We start from the raw sequence: 21,980 nt of genomic DNA on the forward strand, positions 1-21,980 counted from the left end.
CGCACAAAGTCGTTCAACGTGAACCTGGTCACATTCTTCCCCTTCACCGCCACTCCACGGGGGGACAAACGCGTCACAACACCCCCTCTGATTGACACGTTCGCTCCGGGAGTGGTGGGGTCGGGGCGTCTCGGTAACGGAATGGACACGGCCGCCGGTCGTAGGCCGGCCGGTCCGGGGGATCAGGAGGGGCCTCGTGCAGCTGTGGCGTGGCAGAACGGCGACCGCGCGGAGGACCGCACTCGCACTCGCCGTACTCGCCGGATCCCTGGGCGCCGCCCCCGCCGCGACGGCCGTGCCCGCGCCCGGCCCGACCCGGTCGCCCGCCGCCGACCCGGCCGACGCCGGCGTCCCGCCGGTGTGGCCGCGCCCGCACTCCCTGCGCGCGAACGGCGCCCCGGTCCGGGTGACCGAGGAGGTCGCCCTGAGCGCGGAGCCGGGAGCGGACCCGTACGCCCTGGAGGCGCTGAAGGACGTCCTGCGGGAGGCCGGCGCACGCAGGTTCACCGACCCCGGCGCACCGGTGCCCGAGGGGGCGCTCGTGGTGCGCGCCGGCGGCGAACGCGCCTCCACCGACCCCCGTCACGCCCTCCCGGCGGGCGGCTACACCCTCACCGCGGGCGGCGGCTCCGTGACCCTGGCCGGGGCGGACGGCGACGGCCTCTTCCACGCCGTGCAGACCCTGCGCCGCCTGGTCCGCCCGGACGGCACGATCACCGCCGCCGCCGTGCGGGACTGGCCGGGCACCGCCGTGCGCGGGGTCACCGAGGGCTTCTACGGCACCCCGTGGACGCACCGGCAGCGCCTCGCCCAGCTCGACTTCATGGGCCGCGCCAAGCTGAACCGGTACCTGTACGCGCCCGGCGACGACCCGCACCGGCAGGCCCGCTGGCGCGAGCCGTACCCGGCCGAGCGGCGCGCGGAGTTCCGGGAGCTGGCCGAGCGGGCCGCCCGCAACCACGTCACCCTCGGCTGGGCCGTGGCGCCGGGGCAGGCGATGTGCTTGTCCTCGGACGACGACCTGCGGGCGCTGACCCGCAAGCTGGACGCGATGTGGGCGCTGGGCTTCCGCGCCTTCCAGGTGCAGTTCCAGGACGTCAGCTACAGCGAGTGGCACTGCGGGGCGGACGCCGAGCGGTTCGGCTCCGGCCCCGAGGCGGCCGCCCGCGCCCAGGCGCACGTGGCGAACGCGGTCGCCCGGCACCTGGACCGGCGGTACCCGGACGCACCGGCGCTGTCCCTGATGCCCACCGAGTACTACGAGGACGGCTCGACCGCGTACCGGCGGGAGCTGGCGCGGGAGCTGGACGACGGCGTCGAGGTGGCGTGGACCGGCGTCGGCGTGGTCCCCCGCACCATCACGGGCCGTCAACTGGCCGAGGCGCGCGAGGTGTTCGCGCACCCGCTGGTGACGATGGACAACTACCCGGTCAACGACTACGCCCCCGGGCGGCTCTTCCTCGGCCCCTACCAGGGCCGGGAGCCCGCCGTGGCCGCCGGTTCGGCCGCGCTGCTCGCCAACGCGATGGAACAGCCCGAGGCGTCGCGCATCCCCCTCTTCACGGCCGCCGACTTCGCCTGGAACCCGCGCGCGTACCGCCCCCGGGAATCCTGGCGGGCCGCGATCGCCGACCTGGCCGGCGGCGACGCCCGGCGCGAGAAGGCGCTGACCGCCCTCGCCCGCAACACCGCCTCCTCGGTGCTCGGCGGCACGGAGTCGGCGTATCTGCGGCCGCTGATCGAGGAGTTCTGGCGCACCCGGCCCACCGCGCGCGGCGCGGGTGACACGGCGGCGGCCGGGCGGCTGCGCGCCGCCTTCACCGACCTGCGCGAGCTGCCCGGCCGGCTGTCCGGCACCTCCCTCGGCGACGAGATCACCCCCTGGACCGGGCGCCTCGCCCGGTACGGCGAGGCAGGCACGGCGGCGCTGGACATGCTGCGCGCCCAGCAGGCCGGCGACGCGGGCGACGCCTGGGCCGCGTACCGGCGGCTGGAGAGCATCCGCGCGGAGCTGGAGCCGGCGCGGGTGACGGTCGCCGAGGGCGTGCTGGACCCGTTCCTGAACCGGGCGCGCACGGCGTACGAGAGCTGGGCGGGCATCGCGCACGCGCCGTCCGGGAGCGGCGGCGACGGCGGCGCGCTGCGGCTGGAGCGCGCCCGGACGCTGGACACGGTGACGGTGCTGACCGACCCGGGCGCCACGGGCTCCGTGGAGGTGCGGACGGCCGACGGGACCTGGCGGCGGATCGGCGCGCTGGCCGCGGAGGGCGCCACCGAACTGCGCGCCGGTGAGAAGCCGGTGGACGCGGTCCGGGTGGTGGACGCGGACCCGGAGCGGGTGCGGCACGTGGTGCCGTGGTTCGCCGACGTGCCGGACGCCGTGATGGAACTGCCCGGCGACCGCGCGGACGCCGACATCGGCCGCACCCGCACGGTGACCGTCACCCTCGGCTCGGCCCGCCCCGAGGACGTACGGGACCGGCTGACCGCGGACGCGCCGGAGGGCGTCGACGTGCGCGTGCCGGAGCGGCCGCTGTCCGTGCCGCGCGGCACGTCGCTGCGGGTGCCGGTCGAGGTGACCGTGGAGCCGGGCACGCCCACGCGGTCCTACGACGTCCGGCTCGGTTTCGGCGGCGCGGTACGCACGCTGACCGTGGACGCCGTGCCGCCCGTCGGGGGCCCCGACCTGGCCCGCACCGGCCGGGCGGAGTCCTCGGCCGACGAGACGCCCGACTTCCCGGCCTCCGCGGCCAACGACGGCGATCCCGGCACGCGGTGGTCGTCCCCGGCCGAGGACGACGCGTGGTGGCAGGTGGAGCTGGACCGTCCGGTGCGACTGGGGAAGGTCGACCTGCGCTGGCAGGACGCGCACGCCTCGGCGTACCGCGTCGAGGTGTCCGGGGACGGCCGGTCCTGGCGCACGGCGGCGGAGGTCCGCGACAGCCGCGGCGGCCACGAGACGGTCCGCATGGACGAGCCGGACGTCCGCCACATCCGCGTCCAGGGCGAACAGCGCGCCACCCGGTACGGGTACTCGCTGTGGTCGGTGGAGGCGTACGCGGTCGCGGAATGATCATTCAAAGGCGCACCGATCCGGAACGCCGCCCGACGAAGCGGGTCCTGGCCGGCGCCCTGGAGGGGCGCGCCGCCGAGGCGGCCCGCACGGCCCTGCTCCGCGGCGACGGCGTGACCCGCCTGCCCCGGGCGCCCGGGACCGCGTGGACGGCCCGGAGCCCCGCACGGGCCGCCGCCCTTACGCCGGGATCCCGTCGATCCGCGCCAACGCGTCCTCCGCCCCGTACGGCTGCAGGTAGGGCAGCCAGCGCGGGTCCCGGTGGCCCGTACCGATGATGCGCCAGGCCAGGCCCGTCGGCGGGGCCGGCTTGTGGCGCAGGCGCCAGCCCAGTTCGAACAGGTGGCGGTCGGCCTTCACGTGGTTGCAGCGGCGGCAGGACGCCACCACGTTGTCCCAGACGTGCTTGCCGCCGCGGCTGCGCGGGACGACGTGGTCGACGCTGGTGGCGACGCCGCCGCAGTACACGCACCGGCCCCCGTCACGGGCGAACAGCGCCCTGCGGGTGAGCGGAACGGGCCCCCGGTAGGGGACCCGCACGAAACGCTTGAGCCGGACCACGCTGGGTGCGGGGACGGTGACGGTCGCGCTGTGCAGATGGGCGCCGGTCTCCTCGAGGCAGACTGCCTTGTTCTCGAGGACGAGCACGAGCGCGCGGCGGAGCGGTACGACGCCGAGCGGCTCGTACGACGCGTTGAGGACCAGGGCATGCGGCACGGACGGCCTCCTTGTACGCCGGCGGCGCGTGGCTCGCGCCGGGACGATCCGTAGTCAGTCTCCCCTCATGCCTGGTGAACGCGCCACCATGTCCCGGTAACGGGCTGGAAGTGTTTTCGACCACATCCGGTGCCTCCCCGGGATCATGGCCTGTTCACGCGCGGGTGAGCGCGGTCTCTTCTTCACGCATTCCGCCGGTCCGCTGACAATGCCCCGTTAGTGTGGGGGTTCCGTCCCCACCGGTGACCTGTTCGTGATCTCCCAGACCTTGACGTCCGCACCGGGGACGGGTCGTGCACCTGGAGGTACCCGCCGTGTCCTTGTCCGCCGTCCTGTCGGCCGCCGACCCCTCGCCGATCCCCTCGGAGTCGGAGACGCCACGGGTCCCCTCGCTCAAGGACGCCCAGGAGAGCGCCACGAACGCGGCCGGCTGGGTCGAGGAGAACTGGTCGACGTGGCTCGCGATCGGGCTGCGGGTGCTGCTCATCGCGGTGATCGCGGTGGTCCTGCGGGTGCTCGTCCGACGGGCCATCACCCAGCTGGTGGACCGCATGTCCCGCAGCGGCCAGTCCCTGGAGGGCGGCGGCCTCGGGGGCCTGCTGGTCAACGCGGAGCGCCGCCGCCAGCGGTCGCAGGCGATCGGCTCGGTGCTGCGCTCGGTGGCCTCGTTCCTGATCATGGGCACGGCCGCGCTGATGGTGCTCGGCACCTTCCAGATCAACCTGGCGCCGCTGCTCGCGTCGGCCGGTGTGGCCGGTGTGGCGATCGGTTTCGGCGCCCGCAACCTGGTCACGGACTTCCTCTCCGGCGTCTTCATGATCCTGGAGGACCAGTACGGCGTCGGCGACACGGTCGACGCGGGCGTGGCCACCGGCGAGGTGATCGAGGTGGGGCTGCGGGTGACGAAGCTGCGCGGCGCCGACGGCGAGATCTGGTACGTCCGCAACGGCGAGGTCAAGCGCATCGGGAACCTGTCGCAGGGCTGGGCGACCGCCAACGTGGACGTCACGGTCCGCTCCGACGAGGACCTGGACCGGGTGAAGGCCGTCCTCAGCGAGGTCGCCGAGCGGACGAGCAAGGAGGAGCCCTGGAACGAGCTCCTGTGGAGCCCGGTCGAGGTGCTGGGCCTGGACTCGGTGCTGCTGGACTCGATGGTGGTCCGGGTCTCCGCGAAGACCATGCCGGGCAAGTCGCTGACCGTGGAGCGGGAGCTGCGCTGGCGCATCAAGCGCGCCTTCGACGCGAACGGCATCCGCATCGTCGGCGGCGCCACGGCCACGGAGGACGCCCCGGCCGCCGACCCGGCGGCCGGGATGGCCGCGCCGTCCGCGTACGCCAGCTCGGTGTCGCCGCAGTCGATGGCCGCGTCCCCGCTGCCGGGGCCGAACACCGCCAAGTAGCCGAAGACCGCCGTGGGGCGGCGCCCGGGACCTCCCGGGCGCCGCCCCTTCGCGTGTCCCGGGGCCTCCCGGGCGCCGCCCCTTGGCACGTCCGGGGGTCCGCTCTTGACGGCCGTTCCCCGGCAGGCTTACCTTCCTCCCCATCCGGAAGGAAGGTTTCCTGACAGTCGCCGGGAGGACGCCCCGGGACGGACGTCCCGGGCGGCCCGCTGAGAAGCCGCGCAGCCGACGAAGGGCAGGTGGCGCACCCCGTGGCAGGAACAGCCGGCACGCCGGGCACCCCCCGCGTCCTGCGCGCCATGAACGACCGCGCCGCCCTGGACCTCCTGCTGGAGCACGGCCCGCTCTCACGCACCCGGATGGGCCGGCTCACCGGCCTGTCCAAGCCGACCGCCTCCCAGCTCCTGGCCCGTCTGGAGGCCGCCGGACTGGTCCTCGCCACCGGCACCACCGAGGGCCGCCCGGGTCCGGGCGCCCAGCTCTACGCCGTGAACCCGGCCGCCGCGTACGCCGCCGGGCTGGACGTGAGCCCGCACCGGATCCGCGCGGCCGTCGCCGACATCACCGGCCGCACCGTCGGCCACCACGAACTGCCCACCCCCGGCCGCCGCCCCGCCGTGCCGGTCGTCCAGCAGGTCACGGACGTCCTGGACGGCGCGGTGAAGGCGGCCGGGCTGACCCGCGCGGACGTCCACCGCACGGTGATCGGCACACCCGGCGCGTTCGACCCGAACACCGGCCGCCTGCGCTACGCCTCCCACCTGCCCGGCTGGCACTCCCCCACGCTGCTGGAGGAGCTGGCGGCCGCCCTGCCCATGCCGCTCGCGTACGAGAACGACGTCAACCTCGTCGCCCTCGCCGAGCGGCGGCTGGGCGCGGCCCGCGGCCACGGCGACTTCGTCCTGCTGTGGAGCCAGGAGGGCCTGGGCGCCGCCCTGGTGCTGGGCGGCCGGCTGTACCGGGGCTTCACCGGCGGCGCCGGCGAGGTCGGCTTCCTGCCGGTGCCCGGCGTCCCGCCGGCCCGCCAGGTCACCCGGGCCGGCAGCGGTGGCTTCCAGGAGCTGGCCGGCGCCCAGGCGGTGCCCCGGCTCGCCCGCGAACTGGGCGTCGAGGACGTCCCGGAGGGTCCGTACCCCGAGGTGGCTGCGGCCCTGCTGGAGCGTGCCGCGTCCCGCCCCGACGAGGAACCGCACCGCGCGCTGCTGCGTGCCTACGCCACCCGGCTGGCGACCGGCCTGGCCTCCCTGGTCGCCGTCCTCGACCCCGGACTCGTCGTGCTGAGCGGCACCGCCCTCACCGCCGGCGGCGAGCCGCTGCGCGATCTGGTCCAGAGCGAGCTGGCGGAACTGGCCGCATCCCGGCCGCGACTCGCGACGGCCGGCGTCCGCGAACACCCCGTGCTGCGCGGCGCGCTGGAGAGCGCGCTCGCGGCCACCCGCGACGAGGTCTTCGACACCTCGCGCTGACCCCGCCCTGTCCGAGGGCGTCACCCGCACCGGAGGCAAGGGAGAGCACATGAAACTCACCGTGGTCGGCGGAGGCTCGACCTACACCCCCGAACTCGTCGACGGCTTCGCGCGGCTGAGGGACGTCCTGCCCGTCACCGAGCTGGTCCTGACCGACCCGGCGACGGACCGCCTCGACCTGATCGGCCCGCTGTCCCGCCGCATCTTCGCCCGCCTGGGCCACCCCGGCCGCATCACGACGACCGCCGACCTGGACGCGGCGGTGGACGGCGCCGACGCGGTCCTCCTCCAGCTCCGGGTGGGCGGCCAGGCGGCCCGCCTCCAGGACGAGACATGGCCCCTGGAGTGCGGCTGCGTCGGCCAGGAGACCACCGGCGCGGGCGGCCTGGCCAAGGCGCTGCGCACGGTCCCGGTCGTCCTGGACATCGCCGAACGGGTCCGCCGCACCGCCCCCGACGCGTGGATCATCGACTTCACCAACCCCGTCGGCATCGTCACCCGCGCCCTGCTCCAGGCCGGCCACAAGGCCCTGGGCCTGTGCAACGTGGCGATCGGCCTCCAGCGCAAGTTCGCCGCCCTCCTGGACGTCGCCCCCGCGGAGGTCCGCCTCGGCCACGTGGGCCTCAACCACCTCACCTGGGAAACGGCCGTCCACGTCGACGGCGAGAACGTCCTCCCCCGCCTGCTGGCCGACCACGGCGACACCATCGCCGCGGACCTCCGCCTCCCCCTCCCCCTCCTGAACGGCCTGGGCGTGATCCCCTCCTACTACCTCCGCTACTTCTACGCGCACGACGAGGTCGTGGGAGAGATGCGCGCCAAGCCCTCCCGGGCGGCCGAAGTGGCCCGCGTGGAAAGGGAACTGCTCGCCCTCTACGCGGACCCCGCCCTCGACGGGAAGCCAGCCCTGCTGGCCGAGCGGGGCGGCGCGTACTACTCGGAGGCGGCCGTCGACCTGGCGGCGGCCCTCCTGCGCGACGCGGGCCCGAAGCGCCAGGTCGTCAACACGGCCAACAACGGCGCCCTCCCCTTCCTCCCCGACGACGCGGTCGTGGAAGTCCCCGCGACGGTCACCACCAAGGGGGCGGAACCCCTCCCCGTGGCTCCGCTCGACCCCCTCTTCGCGGGCCTGGTGGCGAACGTCGCGGCCTACGAGGACCTCGCCCTGGAGGCGGCCCTGCACGGCGGCCGCGACCGGGTCCTCCGCGCCCTCCTCGCCCACCCCCTGATCGGCCAGTACGCGTACGCCGACCGCCTGACCGACGAGCTGATCGCGCACAACCGGGAGCACCTCACGTGGGCCTGACCGCGGCCGTCCTCGCCGTCGACGGGGGCAACAGCAAGACGGACGTGGCGGTGATCGCCCCCGACGGCACGGTGTTGTCCACGGCCCGGGGAGGGGGTTTCCGCCCACCCGCGGACGGCCTGGACGGGGCCATGACCGCCCTCTCCGCCACGGTCACCGAGGCCCTGGGGAGGGCGGGCGTCCCCCGAGCGGCCCACGTCTCGGCCTGTCTGGCCAACGCGGACCTCCCCGTCGAGGAGGAGGAACTCACCGAAGCCGTCGCATCCCGCGCCTGGTCGGACACGGTCGCGGTCCGCAACGACACCTTCGCCGTCCTGCGCGCGGGGGCCCCGGAGCCCCGGGGTGTGGCCGTGGTCTGCGGCGCGGGCATCAACTGCGCGGGGCTGCGCCCCGACGGCCGTACGGCGCGCTTCCCGGCGCTCGGCCGCATCTCGGGCGACTGGGGCGGCGGCTGGGCCCTGGCCGAGGAGGCCCTGTGGCACGCGGCCCGCGCGGACGACGGCAGAGGCGAGGCGACGGCCCTGACCACCGCTCTCCCCGCCCACTACGGCGTCCCCGGCATGCCCGCCCTGATCGAGGCCCTGCACCTCCACCGCATCCCGCCCCACCGCCGCCACGAGGCGGCCCCCGTCCTCTTCGCGACGGCGGCCCAGGGCGACCCCGTGTCCCGCGCCGTCGTCGACCGCCAGGCCGCCGAGATCGTCTCGATGGCGGCAGTGGTCCTGACCCGCCTGGACCTCCTGGACGAGGAGACCCCGGTCGTCCTGGGAGGCAGCGTCCTGGCGGCTCGACACCCCCTCCTCATGGAGGGCATCCGCACCCGACTGGCGACCGCGGCCCCCAAGGCCGTACCCCACGTGGTCACGGCGAGCCCCGTCCTGGGGGCGGCCCTCCTCGGCCTGGACGACGTAGCGGCTCCCCCGGATGCGCACGCACGTCTGCGGGCGCACTTCACGTAGCCGGGCCCGCCGCCGCGTGCGGCGGGAAGGGGACGGGCGGAGCGTCCCACCGGCGGCCGCGCCCTCCCGAAACCGAACGGATTTCCCGGGCGTCTTCCTGGGCAGGGTGGGGAGCGGCGGCCGGGACTTCCGGTCGTCACGCCGCATAGGGATCAAGATCGTGCCAAGGCCGGTGCGGATGTCGCGCCCGACGGCGATACTTGCCGCGGAGGATGACCCTGGGGGAGGTCAGATGACACACACACCGCACACGGGCGCACCACCGACGCTGCCCGCGGTCCCGTCGCAGCCGTCGGCCCCCGCGGCGCCCGCCGCCCCCGCCGCACCCGGCAGCACCACCCCGCCGGCGCCGCCCCCCGCCCGCCGCCGCACCGCCTTCGCCGAGGGCGTCGACCAGCTCCGCCACGCCGCCACCACGGAACCCGGCCGGCTCCGCGTCATCGGCGCGTTCCTGGCCTCCCTCGTCGTCGCGTTCGGCGCGGTCGCCGCCTGGCAGACCACGGACCGGGCCGCGGCCGCCGACGCCGTCCTCACCAGCAGCCAGCCCCTCACCTCGGACGCCGCGGACATCTACCGCTCCCTCGCGGACGCCAACACCGCGGCGAGCAGCGGCTTCCTCGCGGGAGGCCAGGAATCGGCCGCCACCCGCGACCGCTACGAACGCGACATCGCGACCGCCGCCGCGAAACTCGTCAACGCCGCGGCCAACGCGGCCCCCGGCTCCTCCTCCACGGAGACGATCACCGAGCTCAACCGCCTGCTCCCCGAGTACAAGGGCCTGGTCGAGCGCGCCCGCACCTACAACCGCCAGGGTTATCCCGTGGGCGGCGCCTACCTGCGCTACGCGAACGAGAAGATGCAGCAGGAGATGCTCCCGGCCGCGCAGGACCTGTACACCAAGGAGAACCAGCGCCTCCGCTCGGACTACGCGGACGCGACCCCCCGCCCCTGGCCGGCGATCGCCCTCGGCCTGGCCGCCCTCGCCGCCCTCGCCTGGGTCCAGCGCCGCACCTACCTCCGCACCCACCGCGTGCTCAACCCCGGCCTGGTGGCGGCGACGGCGGCAGCGGGCGTCGTCCTCCTCTGGCTGACCGCCGGTCACGCCCTCGCCCGCTCGCACCTCGACGCGTCGTACGACCACGGCGTCCGGTCCCTCGACGTCCTGCACGACGCCCGCATCGCCTCCCTCAAGGCCCGCGGCAACGAGAACCTCACCCTGGTGGCCCGCGGCGCGGAGACGAGGAAGGTCGGTGACGAGACCCTCGACGCCTACGACCACGACTTCACCCGTGACATGGACGCCCTCGCCGAGGGCCTGGCCCACGCCCGGCGTCTCGCGGACGACGGCACCGGCGCGCAGCCGGTGACCGCCGCGCTGGGCGGCATGACGGAGTGGCGGAAGCGTCACGCGGCGGCCCGCGAGCAGGACGAGAACGGCAACTACCAGCAGGCGCTGGACCTGGTGATCGGCGCGAAGGGCACGACGGGCGAATGCTTCGACGCCGTCGACACGAGCCTGGCGCGGGCGCTGGAGCACGAGGAGGCCGAGTTCGCGGCGGCGGCCGGCGCCGGCCGGGACGCGCTGACGGGTCTGCCGACGGGCGCGGCGGTCCTCGGCGTGCTGGGCGCGGCGGGCGCGGTGCTGGGCATCGGCCGCAGGCTGTCGGAGTACCGATGAGGGAGCGGCGGACGACGGAGCCGGAGGGGGCCCTGACCATGCACGTACGACACCTGCGGGCCCGGCTGAAGGGCTGGGGCGGAGTGGGTGCGATGGCGGCGGCCTGCGCCGTCGCGCTCGTCCTGGCGCTCGCCCTGACCTGCACGGGCTCGGTCGCCTCACAGGCGGACGCACCCCACCGGGCGGGCGAGCGCACCACCCGGGCGCTGACCGCCGACACCCGCGCGGCCGACGACTGCGAGGCCCCCGAGAAGCAGACCCTGTCCCCGTCCCGCGCCGACGGCCCCGCCATCGCGGCGATCAAGGCCCGCCCCGGCGAGAAGCGCAAGCTGGTCGTCGGCGTGGACCAGAACAGCTACCGCTGGGGCTACCGCGACCCGAACAGCGGCGAGAGCGGCCGCCTCGAGGGCTTCGACATCGACCTGGTGCACCGCATCGCCGAGGACGTCCTCGGCGACCCGGACGCCGTCCAGTTCAAGGCGATCCCCACGGACCAGCGCATCCCGGCGATCCAGGACGGCCGGGTGGACCTGGTCGTCCGCACGATGACGATCACCTGCTCGCGCCTGGAGGACGTGGCGTTCTCCGCCCCGTACTTCAAGACGGGCCAGCAGGTGCTGGCGCCCAAGTCCTCCCCGGTCGAGGGGTACGACGAGACGCTCGCGGACCGCAGGATCTGCACGGCGAAGGGCTCGACGGCCCACGCGAAGCTGGAGGAGGACAAGAGGAGCGGCGCCCTGCCGGCGTCCACGGACATCTCCACCACCGTGCCCAACCAACTGGACTGCCTGGTGCGGCTCCAGCTCGGCGAGGTGGACGCGGTCGTCAACGACGGCGCCCTCGCGGCGAGCCAGGCCGCGCAGGATCCGACGGTGGAGCTCAAGGGCGAGGCGTTCACGACCGAGTACTACGGCGTGGCGATGAAGAAGGACGCGGACGACCTGGTCCGCCGGGTCAACCAGATCCTGGTGGACTTCCGGCAGGACACCGCGGCCGGCTGGCAGGCCTCGTACACGAGGTGGCTCTCCGCCACGCTGGACGACGACCCGTCCGCGTCGAGGCCCCCGGCCCCGGAGTACCGGCGCCGCGGCTGACCGCGCCCGTCCACGACCCGCCCCCGTCCACGAGCCCCCGTCCACGAGACCCCGACCCCGACCCGACCCCCTTGAACTCCCCCTGAATTCCCCCGCAGCGAAAGGTGATCGATGGCCGACACGGATCCCGCCGGGCCGGTGCTGGACCGGGACGAGGTGGACCGTGCGCTGGCGCGGCTCGGCGCGGAGCACGAGGCGATCGAGACCTCGCTCCTCGCCCTGCAGGACCACGCGGGCCGACGACTGCTGGAGGGCGCCCGGCTCACCGGCGTCACCGCCGAGCGGTGGGCGTCCACGGAGGCGGCGATCACCCTGCTGTGGACCTACTTCGACGCGTACACGGACGTGTTGCGCACCGCACGGGACATCCGCGCCCGCCGCCGCTGGTCCAGCCGCGAGGACCTGGTGGAGCTGACGGAGCTGCTGCGCGGCGAGCCGGTGACGGTGGCCGGCAGCGCCGCGGTGACCGCCGGCCCGACGGCCCCGCAGGGCGGTCAGGCCGGTCCGGGCGTGCTCAGCGAGCGCTACTCCCTCGCCGCCCTCGTCGACCGCATGAACGAGCTGTACGCGTCCTCGCTGGACATGGTGGTCGCCGCGGACGCGGTGTGGTCGGCGCTGCCCGCCCGGATCGATCTGCTGTCGGCGGAGCTGCGGCGCACGAGCGGGCTGGCGCACTCGGTCGGGGTGCGTCCGGGCGAGCACCCGGCGGGCGACGACCTGGCGCGGATCACCCGCACGCTGACCAAGTTGCGCGAGCAGGTGGTGTCGGACCCGCTGGCGTTCTGGACGCCGGCGGAGGGCAGTTCGGCGCCGGGCGGCGGGAAGCCCGACACGACGGTGTACGACCGTGCGGCCCGCGCCCTGGAGGACGTGCGCCGCGAGATCGACGCGGTGCTGGCGGTCCGGCAGGACGCGGAGCAGCGCATCGTCCGGCTGCGGGACGTGCTGTCGCGCGCCGACCGCACGCTCGCCGAGGCGCGTACCGCGCGCGGCGAGGTGCTGGCGAAGATCGCGGCGACGGAGGTGCCGGTGGTCAGCGGCCCGCCGACGGCGCTGCAGGAGCAGGTGGCGATGGCGGCGGAGTACCGCAGGCACGCCCAGTGGCACCGGCTGTCCCCGCTGCTGGAGTCGCTGGAGCGGCAGGCGGAGGACGAACTGCTGCGCGCCCGCGAGTCGTTGACGGCGGTCACGGCGCCGCTCGCGGTGCGCGCGGAGCTGCGCGGCCGGCTGGACGCGTACCGGGCGAAGGTGTCCCGGCACGGACTGGCCGAGGACCCGCTGCTGGTGGAGCGGTACGAGAAGGCGCGCCGCATGCTGTGGAGCGCGCCGTGCGACCTGCGCGCGGCCGAACAGGCGGTGGTGCGCTACCAGCAGGCGGTGGCGGAGCTGCTGGGCGCCTCGCCCGGGGCGCCGGGGCAGGGGGCAGGTCCGGACGAGCGGAGGGGGCCGGGCGCGTGAGGGACGAGGGGGAGGCGGCCGGAGCATGAGCGAACCGGGGAACCAGGAGTCCGCGGCGTCCGCGGCGCCCCCGCGGGAGCGGTCCGCCTGTCAGCGCCCCGAGTGCGACGGCGCGTACGACGACGTCGGCGGGGGCGAACTGTACTGCGACACGTGCGGTCTTGCGCCCGTGGTGTCGCCGACGGGTCTGGTGGCGTCGCCCCCTACGGGCATCACGGCGGCCGGCCGCGACGCGCACGGCTCGGCCGGCGCACGCTCGGGGAGCGCGCGTTCGGGCAGCGCACGCGCGGGCAGCGACCGGAGCGGGCGCGGCGGCCGCAGTGCCCGTACGTCGTCCCGGTCGTCGAGGTCGCGCCGCTCGGTGTCCGGTCGCCTGTCCCGTTCGCCGTCGGGCCGGACGGCGGCGGGCCGTTCGGTGTCGGTGCGCAGCTCCGGCTCGAGCGCGGGCGGTTCGGGCCGGGGCCGGCTCGGCGCGGGGCTGGTGCAGGTGCCGCCGATCCCGCGGCCCGACCCGCGGCGGATGGTGCTGGACACCCCGGAGGTGCCGGAGCGGAAGCGGTTCTGCTCGCGGTCGGACTGCGGGGCGCCGGTGGGCCGGGCCCGCGGCGGCCGGCCGGGCCGCACGGAGGGCTTCTGCACCAAGTGCGGCCACCCGTACTCGTTCGTGCCGAAGCTGCGCCCCGGTGACGTGGTGCACGGCCAGTACGAGGTGGCCGGCTGTCTGGCGCACGGCGGGCTCGGCTGGATCTACCTGGCCGTGGACCGGGCCGTGTCCGACCGCTGGGTGGTCCTCAAGGGCCTGCTCGACACGGGCGACCAGGACGCGATGGCGGCGGCCATCTCGGAGCGCCGCTTCCTCGCGGAGATCGAGCACGCCAACATCGTGCGGATCTACAACTTCGTCGAGCACCTGGACCAGCGCACCGGCTCCCTCGACGGCTACATCGTCATGGAGTACGTCGGCGGCAAGTCGCTGAAGGAGATCGCCAACGCCCGCCGCACACCGGAGGGCCGGCGCGACCCGCTGCCGGTGGAGCAGGCGTGCGCGTACGGCATCGAGGCGCTGGAGGCGCTCGGGCATCTGCACAGCCGCAACCTGCTGTACTGCGACTTCAAGGTCGACAACGCGCTCCAGACCGAGGACCAGCTGAAGCTGATCGACATGGGCGCGGTGCGCCGCATGGACGACGACGAGTCGGCCATCTACGGCACGGTCGGCTACCAGGCGCCGGAGGTCGCCGAGGTGGGCCCGTCGGTGGCGTCCGACCTGTACACGGTCGCCCGCACGCTGGCCGTCCTCACCTTCGACTTCCAGGGCTGCACCAACGTCTACGCGGACTCCCTCCCGGACCCGGACACCATCGAGGTGTTCCGGCGGTACGAGTCCTTCTACCGGCTGCTGGTGCGTGCCACGGACCCGGACCCGGCGCGCCGGTTCGCCTCCGCGCAGGAGATGGCCGAGCAGCTGACGGGGGTGCTGCGGGAGGTCGTCTCGCTCCAGTCGGGGCAGGCGCGCCCGGCGCTGTCCACCCTGTTCGGGCCGGAACCGCGGGTGACGGACACGGAGTTGTTCCCTCGGCTGGACGGCGACGTGTCCCGGCTGGGCGCCCGGCGTCCCCGGACCCGCGTCCGCACCCGCACCCGTAGGGGCGCGCCCGCCCCGGCGTCCGGCGCGCAGGCCCCGGCGGTCCTCGCTCCCGCGCCCCACGCGCCCCACGTGTCCGGCGCGGGGCCCGGCGCCCCCGCCTCCCTCGTCCGGCCCGTGGACTGCCCCACGGCCGCCCTCGCGCTGCCCGTGCCGCACGTCCAGCCCACCGACCCCGACGCCGGTTTCCTCGCCGGTCTGCTGGCGTCCGCGCCCGCCGAGCTGATCCACGCGCTGGCCGCCGCGCCCGACCCGTCGACCGAGACGCGGCTGCGCGGGGTGCGGGCCCGGCTGGAGACGGGCGAGTGGGCGACCGCGCTGGAGGCGCTGGGCGCGCTGGAGGCCGAGGACCCCGACGACTGGCGGGTGGTCTGGTACCGGGGCGTGGCCTCGCTCGTCACCGGCGACCACGAGGGCGCGGCGCTCGCCTTCGACGCGGTCTACGACGCCTTCCCCGGCGAGATCGCGCCGAAGCTGGCGCTGGGCCTGTGCGCGGAGGTGCTGGGCCAGCTGGACAACGCGGCCGAGTACTACCGCCTGGTGTGGGCCACCGACCCGAGCCACGTCAGCGCCGCGTTCGGGCTGGCCCGGGTGCGGCTGGCGGCCGGCGACCGGCACGGTGCCGTACGGACGCTGGAGTCGGTGCCGGAGTCCTCCATCCACTACACCGCCGCCCGCGTGGCGGCGGTCCGGGCGCGGTTGCGGGGGCGCACGGCCACCGCCGCCGACGCGCCGTTCCTGGACGACCTGACCGCCGCCGCCGGACAGGTCGAGGCCCTGGAGTCGTACGGTCTGGATCCGGCGCGCCGCGAGCTGTTGGCGGCGGAGGTCCTCGGTTGCGGACTGGACTGGGTACTCTCCGGGGGCCAGGGTTCCGCTCCTCCCGCCGCCGGGGGGCGGACGCTGCTCGGCAGCGGCCTGGACGAGCGTGGCCTGCGCTTCGGCCTGGAGCGCTCGTACCGCACGCTGGCCCGGCTGGCGCGCAGCGGCGAGGAGAGGATCGACCTGGTGGAACGTGCCAATCGTTACCGCCCCCGGACGTGGGTGTAGTTGATGTCGCAGATGCCCCAGCAGGCCGCGTTGTCGAAATGTCCGAGCTGCGAGGAGCCCCTCGAGTCGGGTGATCGTTTCTGCGGCGCGTGCGGATACGACCTGTCGGCCGTTCCGGCGCGGCCGGTGGACGAACCGACGATCGCCGTGAACGGCGCGGTGCCGCCGCAGTCGGCGCGCCCCGTCCCGCCGCCCCCGCCCACGCCGCCCACCTGGCCCGCCCCCGCCCCGGGCACGGTCCCCCCGCCCCCCCGCCCACCCGAGGTCCGGGGCCCGGCGCCGGACGGCGGCGCCCCGCCGACGGACGCGCCCGCCCATCCGGACGCGCCCGCCCCTCGGGCGGCACCCGGCCCGCACCCGGCCCCGGTCACACCGACACCCGACGCGAACCCTGCGACACCCGGCCCGCACACCGCGCCCCCGGGGACCCCGACACCCGGCGCCCCGACGGCGGACGCGGCCGTGAACCCGGCGGCCGCCGGCCCGTACCCGGTGGGGCCCGGTCCGCACGCCGCACCCTCGAGCACCCCGGCGGCAGGCGATCCCGCGCACCCGGCGGCAGGCGATCCCGCGCACCCGACGGCACCCGGCCCGCACCCGACGGGGTCCGGTCACACCGCGCCCGCGGGCGACGCGTCAGCCGGCGGCCCGTCCGGCGACGTCGCCTGGCACCGGGCCGCGCCCGGCGCACACGCCGCGGTCCCGAGCGCGCCCGCAACCGGCGCTCCCCCGGCCGACGCTCCCGCACACCCGGCCGCGCCCGGACCCCAGTCCACGGCGCTCCATCCCCCCGCCGCGTCCGCGAGGAACGCCACGCCCGGCGCCCCGCCAGCCGACGCTCCCGCGCACCCGGCGGCTGCCGACCCGAGCCCGGCGGCACCCGGACCGTACCCGCCGGCCGCCGGCCCGCACCCCGCCGCGTCCGGCCTGTCCTCCCCCTTCCCGGGCGCGCCCGCGCAGTCCGCGCCCGCCCCGGCGTCCCCGACCACCGCTCAAGGGACGGACGGGACGGACGTCACGGCGCCCGCCCAGCAACCGGCCCAGCCGGACGAATACCCCCTGCAGGCGCCCGATCCGCGCGTGGCGGCCGAGGCGCTCGCCGTGTGTGTGGCGTGCCGGGCCGGCCGGGTGGACGACGACGGCTACTGCGAGAACTGCGGCCACGCACAGCCGCGCGAACGGGACCACATGGAACAGGAATGCGGCCCCGTGGCCGCGGTCAGCGACCGCGGCCTGCGGCACCACCGCAACGAGGACGCCTTCGCCGTCGGCACGACCACGCTGCCCGACGGCTCCCCGGTGTCCGTGGCGGTCGTCTGCGACGGCGTCTCCTCGGCGACGCGTCCCGACGAGGCGTCACTCGCCGCCTCCCGCGCGGCGAACGCGTCCCTGCTGGACGCCCTGCCGCGCGGCACGCACCCGCAGCAGGCGATGCACGACGCGATCCTCGCCGCCTCCGAGGCGGTCGACGCGCTGGCCGGTGAGCAGCCCGCGGAGGCCCGCGAGCACGCCCCGCAGCAGAACGCGCCCGCGTGCACGATCGTCGGCGCGGTGGTGACCGCGGGTCTGCTGGTCGTCGGCTGGGTCGGCGACAGCCGGGTGTACTGGGTCCCGGTGGACCGTTCCGGCCCGGCGGCGCGGCTGACCGAGGACGACTCGTGGGCCGCGCAGATGGTCGCCGCGGGGCTGATGGGCGAGGCCGAGGCGTACGCCGACCACCGCGCGCACGCGATCACCGGCTGGCTCGGCGCGGACGCGTACGAACTGGAGCCGCACACCGCGGCGTTCAAGCCGGACCGCCCCGGTGTGGTCGTGGTCTGCACGGACGGCCTGTGGAACTACGCCGAGTCCGCGGGCAAGATGGCCGAGGTGCTGCCCCCCGACGCCGCCGCACGCCCCCTGCACGCCGCCCGCGTCCTGGTCGGTCACGCCCTCGACGGCGGGGGCCACGACAACGTAACAGTGGCGCTGGTGCCGTTCCCGGCCGTCCCCCGGGGGGCAGGATCGGCCTGAGGCCGCGAACCGCGCGCCGAGCGCCCGCATCCGCCCGCCGCATGCGCGTGCCGCGTACGGGGAGCCTCGTACGGGGAGCCTCGTACGGGGAGGCTCGTACGGGGAGGCTTCAACGGACCGGAGGGGACCGGTCCGTGAAGACGTCGTCGCCCCGCGCCGTCGGGGCACCGGAGGGGGAGCGAACCGGGCATGGCCAGATTCTCGAAATCGAACGTGCCGCAGTTCTCGGTGGACGTGTACCAGAACGAGTACCTGCCGGAGGGGGGCCGCGAGGTCAACGCGGTGGTGACGGTCACCGCGACCGGCGGCGGCACCGTCGGCAGCGCGGTGACGGCGCCGCACCTGTACGCGCCGGGCGAGGGTCCGTCGGCGGCGGTGGTCCTGATGGTCGACTGCTCGGGCTCGATGGACCACCCGCCGACCAAGATGCGCAACGCGCGGGACGCCACGGCCGCGGCGATCGACGCCCTGCGCGACGGCGTGCGCTTCGCCGTAGTCGGCGGCACCCACCTGGCGCGCGAGGTGTACCCGGGCGGCGGCGGGCTCGCGGTGGCCGGGCCGGACACCCGGGAGCAGGCCAAGCAGGCGCTGCGGAAGCTGAGCGCGGGCGGCGGCACGGCGATCGGGACGTGGCTGCGGCGCGCCGACCGGCTGCTGGCGTCGGCGGACGTGGCGATCCGGCACGGCATCCTGCTCACCGACGGCCGCAACGAGCACGAGTCGCCCAAGGAGCTGAGGGCTGCCCTGGAGGCCTGCGCGGGCCGGTTCACCTGTGACGCCCGCGGCGTGGGCACCGACTGGGAAGTGAAAGAAGTCACAGGCATCGCCTCGGTCCTGCTCGGCACCGCCGACATCGTCGCCGACCCGGACGGTCTCGCCGCCGACTTCACGCGGATGATGGAGGCGGCGATGGGCAAGGAGGTCGCGGACGTCTGGCTGCGTCTGTGGACCCCGGCCGGCGCCACCGTGAGGTTCGTCAAGCAGGTCGCGCCGACGGTGGAGGAACTGACCGGGAGACGCACCGGGGCGGGCCCCCGCGCGGGCGACTACCCGCTCGGTTCCTGGGGCGACGAGTCCCGTGACTACCACCTCTGCGTGGAGGTGCCGCCCGCCGCCGTGGGCCAGGAGATGCTGGCGGCCCGCGTCTCGCTGGTGATCCCGCACCCTGGGGGCGCCTCCCGCTCGAGCGCGGCCGGGAGCGGGGGAGGCAGCGTGCAGGACCTCGGCGCGCAGGGCCTCGTGCGGGCGGTGTGGACGGACGACCTGGCCGCGTCGACGTCGATCAACCCTCAGGTCGCCCACTACACGGGCCAGGCCGAACTGGCGGAAGTCATCCAAGAGGGTCTGGATCTACGCAAAACGGGAGACAGGGACGGAGCAACGGCCAAACTGGGTCGTGCCGTTCAGCTCGCGAGTGCGTCCGGCAACGCGGATACTGCGAAACTGCTTTCGAAGGTGGTGGACGTCGTCGACGCCGCGACCGGTACTGTGCGACTGAAGACGAAGGTCGAGGAGGCCGACGAGATGACACTCGAGACACGGTCGACCAAGACTGTTCGTGTAAAGAAATGATCTGCAAGTAAACGAGCCCGACCCTCAGGGGTTGGAGAAACCCGGTCGGAAGCGACCGGAAAAGGAGAGGGGGAAGCGCCGACATGCCGACCTGCCCGAACGGACACCAGTCGGGTTCCGACGACTGGTGCGAGGTGTGCGGTCACCGCATGGCGGGTGCCGTGCCTCCACCTCCTCCCCCGCCGCCGGCGCCCGGTGGCGGCGGCTACGGCTTCCCACCTCCCGGCGGCCCCGGTGGTCCTGGCGGCCCGGGCGGCCCCGGAGGCGGCTACGGCGGCCCGGGCGGTCCCGGCGGCGGTTACGGAGGCCCAGGCGGTGGTCCGGGCGGCCCCGGCGGGCAGCCGGAGCTGTGCCCGCAGTGCCGCACGCCGCGTGAGGGCGGGGCGCCGTTCTGCGAGGAGTGCCGGTGGAACTTCCTCACCAACACGGCGACCTCGTACACCCCGGCCGCCCCTCGCCCGCCGGCCCCCGGCCCTGGCGGTCCGGGCGGTCACGGCCCCGGTGGTCACGCCGGTCCCGGCGGCCCTGGCGGTCCCGGCGGCCCTGGCGGTCCCGGCGGCCCCTACGGGCAGCAGCCGCCCGGTCCGTCGTACGGCGGCCGTGACGGGTTCGACTACCAGGGTTCACGTCCCTCGCAGGTGAACCGGCCCGCCGAGCCGATCCCGCCGGGCCCGCCCGGCTTCGGCGGCGAGCCCTCGCGCCCGGTCCCGCCCCCGCCCGGCCCCGGCGGCCACGGCGACCCGGGCGGCCACGGCAACCCGGGCGGCCACGGCAGCCCGGGCGGTCCCGGCGGCCACGGCGGCGGCCCTGGTGGTCCGCACGGCCCCGGCGCCCCGCAGGCGTTCCGCTCCGGTCCCCCGGCCCCTCCCGGCTTCCCGCAGGAGACCGGCCGTCCGCCGCAGGGCGGCGGCCCGTCGTACGGCGGCGGTGAGGACGACTGGGTGATCCCCCCGCCGACCGGCGGCCAGGGCGGGCACGGCGGTCCGCACGGTCCCGGCGGCCAGGGCGGGCACGGCGGTTACGGCTACCCGCAGCCCGGCGCCACCCAGGCCCCGCCCGGACCCGGCGGCTTCCCGCAGCAGCCGCGGCAGCAGCAGCAGGGCCCGGTCACCTGGACCGCCACCATCGGCCCGGACCGCGAGTACTTCATGGCGATGATGCAGCGCTCCGGCCCCGAGGCCGCGGGCCTGAACCTGCCCGCGTACTCGCCCGAGCAGCAGCGCACGCTCACCGGCAACCAGATCACCATCGGCCGCCGCCGGCACTCCACCGGCGACACCCCCGACATCGATCTGTCCACCCCGCCGGAGGACCCGGGCGTCTCGCACCAGCACGCGGTGCTGGTGCAGCAGCCGGACGGCAGCTGGGCGGTCGTCGACCAGAACTCGACGAACGGCACGACGGTCAACGGTTCCGAGGAGCCGATCCAGCCGTTCGTCCCGGTCCCGCTGCAGGACGGCGACCGGGTCCACGTGGGCGCCTGGACGACGATCACCATCCGCCGGGGCTGAGCGCCGGCAGCGGCCAGACGTACCTCCCGCCGGGGTCGTCCAGCCAGGCCCGGCCCCCCTCGGCGTCGACGGTCAGGCCGTAGCGGTCACGCTGCGGCCTGCCCTCGCGCTCCCACAGCCCGTACGCCTCGCGCGGGCCGAGCACTCCGGCGGTCAGCTCCAGCAGGAAACGGAACAGGTCGCTCCTGCGGGCCGCGGACGGCAGTCCCTCCGGGTCCGGCGGCTCCGGCGGGGGCGGGCCCGCGCCCCGCAGCGGCACGAAGTAGGCGGGCGTGCGCAGGAAGCCTCCCTCGGCATGGTCCGCGTCGCGCACGGTCAGGGCGATCAGCCCGGTGGCGTACGGGCCGAGGACCACCCCGCCGGGACGGCACTGGGCGAGCCAGGCGCGCGGCACGGACGGCAGCGCGCAGGTGGCGATGATCCGGTCGTAGGGCGCGCGTGCCGGAACCCCGCGCGCCCCGTCACCGGTGACGACGGCCGGACGGTGCCCGGCGGCCCGGAGGTGGCGGCGGGCCGCCTCGGTGATCTCCGGGTCCACGTCGACCGTGGTGACCAGGCCGTCGTCGCCGAGCCGGTGGCAGAGCAGGGCGGCGTTGTACCCGCTGCCGGTGCCGATCTCCAGCACCCGGTGGCCGTCCCCGACGCGCAGCCCGGCCAGCATCAGCGCCATGAGGGAGGGCTGGCTGCTGGAGGAGAGCAGGTCGCCGTCGCGCATCCGGATCGCCAGCGGGGCGTCCTCGTACGCGCCGCGCAGCCACCGCTCGCGCGCGGCCGGATCGGGGTCCTCGCACCAGCGGCGCTCGTACCCGCCGGCGACGCCCGCGTAGTAGTACGGCACGAACAGATGGCGCGGCACGGCGGCGAACGCCTCCCGCCACACCGGGTCCGCCTCGAAGGCGCCGCTCGCCCCGATCTCCCGCACCAGCGCCGCCCGCGCCGCGCGGGCGAGGTCCTCACCGCTCTCCGGGTGCCCGTCCACCCCTCCACCGTAGGCCGGTGGGCGGGTCCTAGGCCTTGAGTCCTATGCCGCGGTGTCTG

General features: G+C 75.8%; 14 protein-coding genes. 12 read left to right on the plus strand and 2 right to left on the minus strand.

All coding sequences use genetic code 11. The annotated features are described in order from the left end of the window. The first annotated feature begins 196 nt into the window (after nucleotides 1–196). Nucleotides 197–3,073 carry a beta-N-acetylglucosaminidase domain-containing protein gene (locus ACWH4W_RS01040; RefSeq protein WP_473073970.1) on the plus strand — a complete coding sequence of 959 codons (2,877 nt, stop codon included), beginning with the start codon at nucleotides 197–199 and terminating at the stop codon, nucleotides 3,071–3,073. A gap of 180 nt (nucleotides 3,074–3,253) precedes the next feature. Here ACWH4W_RS01040 and ACWH4W_RS01045 read toward each other — a convergent pair whose 3' ends face one another. Next, nucleotides 3,254–3,790: an HNH endonuclease gene (locus tag ACWH4W_RS01045; RefSeq protein WP_473073971.1), complete on the minus strand. Its 537-nt coding sequence runs from the start codon at nucleotides 3,788–3,790 to the stop codon at nucleotides 3,254–3,256. Nucleotides 3,791–4,104: 314 nt separating this feature from the next. On the opposite strand from ACWH4W_RS01045, the gene ACWH4W_RS01050 reads away from it, so the two are divergent. From ACWH4W_RS01050 to ACWH4W_RS01100, 11 genes are all read left to right on the plus strand, one after another. Beyond that, nucleotides 4,105–5,190 (plus strand): mechanosensitive ion channel family protein, encoded by a 1,086-nt coding sequence (locus ACWH4W_RS01050; RefSeq protein ID WP_473073972.1) that lies wholly within the window; start codon nucleotides 4,105–4,107, stop codon nucleotides 5,188–5,190. A gap of 251 nt (nucleotides 5,191–5,441) precedes the next feature. Next, nucleotides 5,442–6,656: an ROK family transcriptional regulator gene (locus ACWH4W_RS01055; RefSeq protein ID WP_473073973.1), complete on the plus strand. Its 1,215-nt coding sequence runs from the start codon at nucleotides 5,442–5,444 to the stop codon at nucleotides 6,654–6,656. A gap of 49 nt (nucleotides 6,657–6,705) precedes the next feature. Further along, on the plus strand, nucleotides 6,706–7,962 hold the full coding sequence (locus ACWH4W_RS01060; RefSeq protein ID WP_473073974.1) for a 6-phospho-beta-glucosidase: 1,257 nt from the start codon (nucleotides 6,706–6,708) through the stop codon (nucleotides 7,960–7,962). Further along, nucleotides 7,953–8,921: an N-acetylglucosamine kinase gene (locus ACWH4W_RS01065; protein ID WP_473073975.1), complete on the plus strand. Its 969-nt coding sequence runs from the start codon at nucleotides 7,953–7,955 to the stop codon at nucleotides 8,919–8,921. Before ACWH4W_RS01060 ends, ACWH4W_RS01065 begins: the two co-directional genes overlap by 10 nt. A gap of 232 nt (nucleotides 8,922–9,153) precedes the next feature. Further along, entirely contained in the window at nucleotides 9,154–10,599 is a 1,446-nt protein-coding gene (locus ACWH4W_RS01070; protein WP_473073976.1) for a hypothetical protein, read from the plus strand. A gap of 38 nt (nucleotides 10,600–10,637) precedes the next feature. Beyond that, a complete protein-coding gene (locus ACWH4W_RS01075; protein WP_473073977.1) occupies nucleotides 10,638–11,693 on the plus strand; it encodes a glutamate ABC transporter substrate-binding protein in 1,056 nt (351 codons plus the stop codon). A 111-nt stretch (nucleotides 11,694–11,804) separates the two neighbouring features. Then, a complete protein-coding gene (locus ACWH4W_RS01080) occupies nucleotides 11,805–13,151 on the plus strand; it encodes a coiled-coil domain-containing protein (RefSeq protein ID WP_473073978.1) in 1,347 nt (448 codons plus the stop codon). A gap of 25 nt (nucleotides 13,152–13,176) precedes the next feature. Next, entirely contained in the window at nucleotides 13,177–15,846 is a 2,670-nt protein-coding gene (locus tag ACWH4W_RS01085; protein WP_473073979.1) for a serine/threonine-protein kinase, read from the plus strand. A 462-nt stretch (nucleotides 15,847–16,308) separates the two neighbouring features. After that, nucleotides 16,309–17,859, plus strand: a complete 1,551-nt coding sequence (locus tag ACWH4W_RS01090) for a PP2C family protein-serine/threonine phosphatase (RefSeq protein WP_473073980.1) — start codon at nucleotides 16,309–16,311, stop codon at nucleotides 17,857–17,859. 189 nt (nucleotides 17,860–18,048) lie between these two features. After that, the gene (locus ACWH4W_RS01095; RefSeq protein WP_473073981.1) at nucleotides 18,049–19,431 is read left to right on the plus strand and encodes a vWA domain-containing protein; all 1,383 of its coding nucleotides are present in this window, start codon (nucleotides 18,049–18,051) and stop codon (nucleotides 19,429–19,431) included. Nucleotides 19,432–19,514: 83 nt separating this feature from the next. Continuing rightward, nucleotides 19,515–20,942: an FHA domain-containing protein gene (locus tag ACWH4W_RS01100; protein ID WP_473073982.1), complete on the plus strand. Its 1,428-nt coding sequence runs from the start codon at nucleotides 19,515–19,517 to the stop codon at nucleotides 20,940–20,942. Here ACWH4W_RS01100 and ACWH4W_RS01105 read toward each other — a convergent pair. Then, nucleotides 20,923–21,921 (minus strand): methyltransferase domain-containing protein, encoded by a 999-nt coding sequence (locus ACWH4W_RS01105; protein ID WP_473073983.1) that lies wholly within the window; start codon nucleotides 21,919–21,921, stop codon nucleotides 20,923–20,925. The two genes, ACWH4W_RS01100 and ACWH4W_RS01105, sit on opposite strands and share 20 nt — an antisense overlap. Nucleotides 21,922–21,980: the final 59 nt, after the last annotated feature.

This window comes from Streptomyces sp. DSM 120436, assembly GCF_055778765.1.

What these genes read in the sequence shown, in the direction of transcription:
- ACWH4W_RS01060 (WP_473073974.1), top strand. Translation starts at nt 6,706, where the DNA reads ATGAAACTCACCGTGGTCGGCGGAGGCTCGACCTACACCCCCGAACTC.
- ACWH4W_RS01070 (WP_473073976.1), top strand. Translation starts at nt 9,154, where the DNA reads ATGACACACACACCGCACACGGGCGCACCACCGACGCTGCCCGCGGTC.
- ACWH4W_RS01075 (WP_473073977.1), top strand. Translation starts at nt 10,638, where the DNA reads ATGCACGTACGACACCTGCGGGCCCGGCTGAAGGGCTGGGGCGGAGTG.
- ACWH4W_RS01080 (WP_473073978.1), top strand. Translation starts at nt 11,805, where the DNA reads ATGGCCGACACGGATCCCGCCGGGCCGGTGCTGGACCGGGACGAGGTG.
- ACWH4W_RS01085 (WP_473073979.1), top strand. Translation starts at nt 13,177, where the DNA reads ATGAGCGAACCGGGGAACCAGGAGTCCGCGGCGTCCGCGGCGCCCCCG.
- ACWH4W_RS01095 (WP_473073981.1), top strand. Translation starts at nt 18,049, where the DNA reads ATGGCCAGATTCTCGAAATCGAACGTGCCGCAGTTCTCGGTGGACGTG.
- ACWH4W_RS01100 (WP_473073982.1), top strand. Translation starts at nt 19,515, where the DNA reads ATGCCGACCTGCCCGAACGGACACCAGTCGGGTTCCGACGACTGGTGC.